Genomic DNA, 6,289 nt, shown 5'->3' on the forward strand with positions numbered 1-6,289 from the left:
TCCACATCGCGGAAGCAGTCTTCCGCTCAGCAGATCCCGCACGGAAGGTCACCATGTCGAAGCGCGTGCTTACGACCGAGTCTGGCGCCCCGGTCGCCGACAATCAGAACTCCGCCACCGCCGGCGTCGGTGGCCCGCTCCTGCTCCAGGACCAGCAGCTCCTCGAGAAGCTCGCCCGGTTCAACCGCGAGCGCATCCCGGAGCGCGTGGTGCACGCCCGTGGCTCCGGCGCGTACGGCTACTTCGAGGTGACCGACGACGTCACCGGCTTCACCTCCGCCGACTTCCTGAACACCGTCGGCAAGCGCACCGAGACGTTCCTGCGCTTCTCGACCGTGGCCGACAACCTCGGTGGCGCGGACGCCGTCCGTGACCCGCGCGGCTTCGCCCTGAAGTTCTACACCGAAGAGGGCAACTACGACCTCGTCGGCAACAACACCCCGGTGTTCTTCATCAAGGACCCGATCAAGTTCCCCGACTTCATCCACTCCCAGAAGCGCGACCCGTTCACGGGCAAGCAGGAGGCGGACAACGTCTGGGACTTCTGGGCGCACGCCCCCGAGGCGACGCACCAGATCACCTGGCTGATGGGCGACCGCGGCATCCCCGCCTCGTACCGCCACATGAACGGCTACGGCTCCCACACCTACCAGTGGACCAACGCCCAGGGTGAGGCCTTCTTCGTCAAGTACCACTTCAAGACGAACCAGGGCATCCGCTGCTTGTCCTCGGAGCAGGGCGCCGAGCAGGCGGGCAAGGACCCCAACAGCCACCAGACGGACCTGCTGCAGGCCATCGAGCGCGGTGTGAACCCGTCCTGGACGCTGTACGTGCAGATCATGCCGGCCGCCGAGGCCGCGGACTACCGCTTCAACCCGTTCGACCTCACCAAGGTGTGGCCGCACAGCGACTACCCGCTGCAGCGGGTCGGCCGCCTGGTCCTGGACCGCAACCCCGACAACGTCTTCGCCGAGGTCGAGCAGTCCGCGTTCTCGCCGAACAACTTCGTTCCGGGTATCGGCCCGTCGCCCGACAAGATGCTGCAGGGCCGTCTGTTCGCCTACGCGGACGCGCACCGGTACCGTCTGGGCGTCAACCACACCCAGCTGGCGGTCAACGCCCCCAAGGCGACCCAGGCCGACAACTACGGCCGCGACGGTCTCATGGCGTCCAACGCCTACCCGCGCGGCCGCAAGAACTACGAGCCCAACTCGTACGACGGCCCGGCCGAGACCGGCCAGGCGCTGTCCGCCCCGCTGGCGGTCAGCGGCTACACCGGCACCCACGAGGCGCCGCTGCACACCAAGGACGACCACTTCTTCCAGGCCGGTGAGCTCTACCGCCTGATGTCCGAGGACGAGAAGGGCCGTCTGGTGGCCAACATCGCCGGTGGCCTCTCGCAGGTGTCCCGCGAGGACGTCATCGAGAAGAACCTCGCCCACTTCCACGCCGCGGACGCCGACTACGGCAAGCGCGTCGAGGAGGCCGTCCGCGCCCTGCGCGACGACTGATTTTCCCAGCTGCGTCCGGGGTCTGACGGGAGGTCAGACCCCAGGCGCGTGCCCGCGACGCGAACCCGGATGAGGGGTGGTGCGCGATGCGGGCAGGCACGGGTCCGCGGCGGTATGCGAGCCAGTGCGGTGGTCAAGGTCCGGCAGTGCCCCCTTCTCGACCTGAGGGGAGGAGGCGGCCGTTCCATCGCATCCGCCGCGGCCCCAGCCAACTCCCCTCCCCTTTACGGGAGTCCCAGACTCCGTCCGGCGGCGCGAATGTCCTGTCGCGCCAGCCTTGCGCCGTCGGACGGTCTCACTTCCTCCCCGCCTACCAGAGCGCCGAGTACGGACGGTCCCGTACTCGGCGCTCTCTTTGCGTTGCGGGGGGCACGGGGTTATGTCGTACGCGAATTCGATCAATCCCGATCGCGCCAGACCCTGAACACATTGGCGCCTCTTCACGACAGAAATCACGTCAGCAACATCCTTTTGAGATGACGTCACGTCGTGTCTTGCCAAGAGTTTTTGTGTAGTGGCACGGTGTGCTATGAAGCACCCTGGGTCAGGGTAAAACGCTGGACGTCACAGTCTCGCAAGGCTTCAAGGGATAGTTCCTCCTGCCGTGGACTGCACGGGATGGTTATTCAACATGAGCATGCACATCAGATGGTCCTATCGGGCGATGAGTCGTGCCGACAGCCTGCACCGGACCCGGTTCGTTACGACCGTTACCGCACGTCAGCGAGTGCGCCTGCGTGGCCACAGAGCTGATACGGGACACAAGGAGCTGATGTGACCGTGGCAGAAAACCCTATGTACTCGAGGCAGCGTCTCGCCCAGCGCCTCAGGAAGGGCCGTGAGGACGCCGACCTCACCCAGCAACAGGTCGCCGAGTCGTTCGGCTGGAGTCCCTCGAAGGTCATCCGGATCGAGGGGGGCGCAAAGCCTGTGAACGTCCCGGATGCCATGGTCTTGATGGCCAAGTACGGGATCACCGGCGAAGAGGCGGACCGACTGACCGAACTGGCCAGGGCGGCACGCCAGCCCTCGTGGTACGCCGGCTACAAGGAGATCCTGTCCCCGGAGTTCGAGGCCTACCTGGCCTACGAGGAATCCGCCTCGATCGTGCGGGATTTCGCCCGCAACGTGATTCCGGGTCTACTACAGACGGAGGAATACTCGGAGGCGCTCCTCGCCGCCTTCGGTGCGGCGTCGGACGTCATGCGAAAGCGGGTGGAACTCCGTATGCGACGGCAGAAGGTGCTGGACACGTCCGCCGAGTTCTTCTACGTCCTCGACGAGTCGACGCTGCGCCGTCAGGTCGGCTCGGAGACCGTGATGCGGCACCAGTACGAGGCTCTCGTCGCCGCGAACGAGCGGCCCAACGTCACGGTTCTGTATGTGCCGTTCAAAGTCGGAATCTACCCGCTGTTCAGGAGCCCGTACACGATCTTCGAGTTCCCGGACAGTGACGACTTCGTCGCCTATCTGGAGAAGCCGGAGACCGAGGAGCTGCTGAGCGAGAAGACGCCGAGGTCGGGCAGGCAGAGTCCATCCGACTACCTCGACGCGTTCTGGAAGGTCGAGCATTCCCTTGCTCTGGACATCGCCCAAGGGGACTGGTCGTGAGCGCACACATACGCCACTCAGTCAGGAGGAGACGGAGGCATGCGCATCGAGGTCACGAACACGGTCCAGGCGCTGACACCGAACGATATTTGACCCAGTTCGCTGAACTTGGAATCCCTCACCTGTATCCGGGAACTCTCCAGCATCTCGAGACAGTCCTCGCTCGGCCCGCTGCGCGAGCTCTTGCGCCAGCCCCGCTGTCTCCTGGGCTTCACGAGCACCCCCGAAAGCTCCGCCACAACTCTCGATCCTCGATCGAGAAACTCGCCCTGCCGATTATGGGCAACCCCTTGAGGGGTGACAAGACGTGTTTTCCGACAGGCTCCGGGAGGCGTACCAGCAGAAACAGAAGGTCACAGTAGAAAAGGCGCAGAAGAAGGGAGCCGTCAGGCCTCGCCGGCAAGCATCCGGCCTGCGGCTCCCCGCAGAGCGCTCCCTCATGACTGGGAAGGCAGCACCCTGAGATGGATTCTAATCGCTCGACCCTCGGACGGTTACGAGATCACTGGGACAAGTGGGGCAGGACGGCCGCCGGTAACGCGGTGCGCGGCGCGAGCACGGCGGCGGGCGGAGCCCTTGTCTCCTTCATAGTCTGGTGGCTCCGCAACGGGTAGACACAACTTCGGACAACCCGTCAGGCCACAGCGGACGACGGCATGATGCCGCACCACACCGCGGTCGCCCACGCCAAAGGGGCGGTCCGTCCCCTCCGGGTGGACCGCCCCTCCGTGGTGCGGGTGGTGTCGTGCGTCAGGCCGTGATCGGGCGGATCGCCGTGGGCGCGTGGCCCGGCTCCGTCGCGAGCTCCTCGAACTCCGAGACATCGCTGATGTCCGCGGTCTTGCTCATCGCGATGTTGGTGATGCGCTCCAGGATCGCCTCGACGACGACCGGCACCCGGTACTCCTGCGCCAGCTTCTTGGCCTCCTCGAAGGCCGGCAGGAGCTGGTCGGGCTCGGTGACGCGGATCGCCTTGCAGCCGAGGCCCTCGGCGACCTTGACGTGGTCGACGCCGTAGACGCCCAGCTCAGGGGAGTTCTGGTTCTCGAACTCCAGGTTGACCTGGAAGTTGATGTCCAGGCCGATCTGGGCCTGGCGGATCAGGCCGAGGTAGGCGTTGTTGACCAGGACGTGGACGTACGGGATGCGGTGCTGCGCGCCGACGGCCAGCTCTTCGATCATGAACTGGAAGTCGTAGTCGCCGGAGAGGGCGACGACCTGGGTCTCCGGGTCGGCGGTCGCGACACCGAGCGCGGCCGGGATGGTCCAGCCGAGCGGGCCCGCCTGGCCGCAGTTGATCCAGTGGCGCGGCTTGTAGACGTGCAGCATCTGCGCGCCCGCGATCTGGGACAGGCCGATGGTGGTGACGTAGCGCGTGTCGGGGCCGAAGGCCTTGTTCATCTCCTCGTAGACGCGCTGCGGCTTCATCGGCACGTTGTCGAAGTGCGTGCGGCGCTGCAGGCTGCCCTTGCGCTCCAGGTGCGAGGCGATCCAGGCGGAGCGGTCGGGGAGCTTGCCCGCGGCCTTGAGCTCCTTGGCGACCTCGACGAACAGCTCCAGCGCGTCCTTGGCGTCGGAGGCGATGCCGTAGTCCGGGGCGAAGATCTTGCCGATCTGGGTCGGCTCGATGTCGACGTGCACGAACTTGCGGCCCTGGGTGTAGACGTCCAGCTTGTAGCCGGTGTGGCGGTTGGCCCAGCGGTTGCCGATGCCGAGGACGAAGTCCGACTCCAGGAACGTCGCGTTGCCGTAGCGGTGGCCGGTCTGCTGGCCGACCATGCCCGCGTTCAGCTCGTGGTCGTCGGGGATGGTGCCCCAGCCCATCAGGGTCGGCACGACGGGCGTGCCCGTGATCTCGGCGAACTCGACCAGCAGGTCGGAGGCGTCGGCGTTGATGATGCCGCCGCCGGCGACGATCAGCGGGCGCTCGGACTCCAGCAGGAAGGAGATCGCCTTCTCGATCTGGGCGCGGGTCGCGGACGGCTTGTAGACCGGCAGCGGCTCGTACGTGTCCGGGTCGAAGTCGATCTCGGCCAGCTGGACGTCGATCGGCAGGTCGATCAGGACCGGGCCCGGACGGCCGGAGCGCATCAGGTGGAAGGCCTGCTGGAAGACGCCCGGGACCTGCGCGGCCTCCAGGACCGTCACGGCCATCTTGGTGAGCGGCCCCGCGATCGAGGCGATGTCGACGGCCTGGAAGTCCTCCTTGTGCAGGAGGTGGCTGGGCGCCTGGCCGGTGATGCAGAGGATCGGGATCGAGTCACCGGTCGCGGAGTAGAGCCCGGTGATCATGTCGGTGCCCGCGGGGCCCGACGTGCCGATGCAGACGCCGATGTTGCCGGGGTTGGTACGGGTGTAGCCCTCGGCCATGTGCGAGGCGCCCTCGACGTGCCGAGCGAGGGTGTGGTCGATCCCGCCGACCTGCTGAAGGGCCTTGTAGAAGGGGTTGATCGCGGCGCCCGGCACGCCGAACGCGTTCGTCACGCCCTCGCGCTTGAGGATCTCCACTGCCGCTGCTGCGGCTGTCATTCGAGGCATCGAGTACTCCTGCGTCGACCTGTCGGGCACTCTCGCACTTTCGTGACTTTCACGATGCGAAAGTAATATTCTGCAATACGGAAGCAATGTATGGGGAGGTCAGGGGAGGCGTCAAGGCCCACAGAGCCGGGGAGCCCCGCGGAGACGAGGAGGAGATGGCCGGAAGTGCTCCCGCCGGGTTCACTCCTGGCGGACGATGGGCACACAGAACGCATTCGGGGGTACGACGACCGACAGACGTCTAGAGCGAGAGGCCGCCATGGGCGAGAGCGTGCCGGTGCACTGCCCGGCCTGCCGTCGGGAGCACCTCTACGCTCCCCCGGCCTTCCCCTGCAGCTGCGGCGAACCCGTCGCACCCCCGGTACGGCGCGGGGTGGCCCCGGTGCCGATCACCCACCGCACCTGGGCGGACGACTGGGTGACCGTGCGCTGCCCGGCCTGCGGGCGCCATGACCAGTGGCCGCAGCCGGAGCTGGGGTGCGCCTGCGGGGCGGTGCTGCGCATCCCGATACGGCCCGTGGCCGACAGACCCGACACACCGGATACACCCCAGAGGCCCCAGAGGCCCCAGAGGCCCGACCCCGACAGCTCCAGCGTCTTTGACGCCGAGAGCTCCCCTCCCGCCCCGC

Annotated in this window: 5 protein-coding genes; 2 read left to right on the top strand and 3 right to left on the bottom strand. The window is 66.7% G+C overall.

Features of this window, described 5'->3' with window-relative positions:
• Window positions 1-53: 53 nt before the first annotated feature.
• Entirely contained in the window at window positions 54-1,511 is a 1,458-nt protein-coding gene (locus U9R90_RS06700) for a catalase (protein WP_411055458.1), read from the top strand.
• Between the two features lie 780 nt (window positions 1,512-2,291).
• Window positions 2,292-3,122 carry a helix-turn-helix domain-containing protein gene (locus tag U9R90_RS06705; protein ID WP_411055459.1) on the top strand — a complete coding sequence of 277 codons (831 nt, stop codon included), beginning with the start codon at window positions 2,292-2,294 and terminating at the stop codon, window positions 3,120-3,122.
• Window positions 3,123-3,139: 17 nt separating this feature from the next.
• Here U9R90_RS06705 and U9R90_RS06710 read toward each other — a convergent pair whose 3' ends face one another.
• From U9R90_RS06710 to U9R90_RS06720, 3 genes are all read right to left on the bottom strand, one after another.
• On the bottom strand, window positions 3,140-3,361 hold the full coding sequence (locus tag U9R90_RS06710; RefSeq protein ID WP_411055460.1) for a DUF397 domain-containing protein: 222 nt from the start codon (window positions 3,359-3,361) through the stop codon (window positions 3,140-3,142).
• 511 nt (window positions 3,362-3,872) lie between these two features.
• The gene (gene gcl / locus U9R90_RS06715; RefSeq protein WP_411055461.1) at window positions 3,873-5,660 is read right to left on the bottom strand and encodes a glyoxylate carboligase; all 1,788 of its coding nucleotides are present in this window, start codon (window positions 5,658-5,660) and stop codon (window positions 3,873-3,875) included.
• A gap of 309 nt (window positions 5,661-5,969) precedes the next feature.
• On the bottom strand, window positions 5,970-6,289 hold a 320-nt coding region (locus tag U9R90_RS06720; protein ID WP_411055462.1), incomplete at its 5' end, for a hypothetical protein.

It is taken from the genome of Streptomyces sp. E11-3, from assembly GCF_046540415.1.
In the GTDB taxonomy this organism is placed as follows: domain Bacteria; phylum Actinomycetota; class Actinomycetes; order Streptomycetales; family Streptomycetaceae; genus Streptomyces.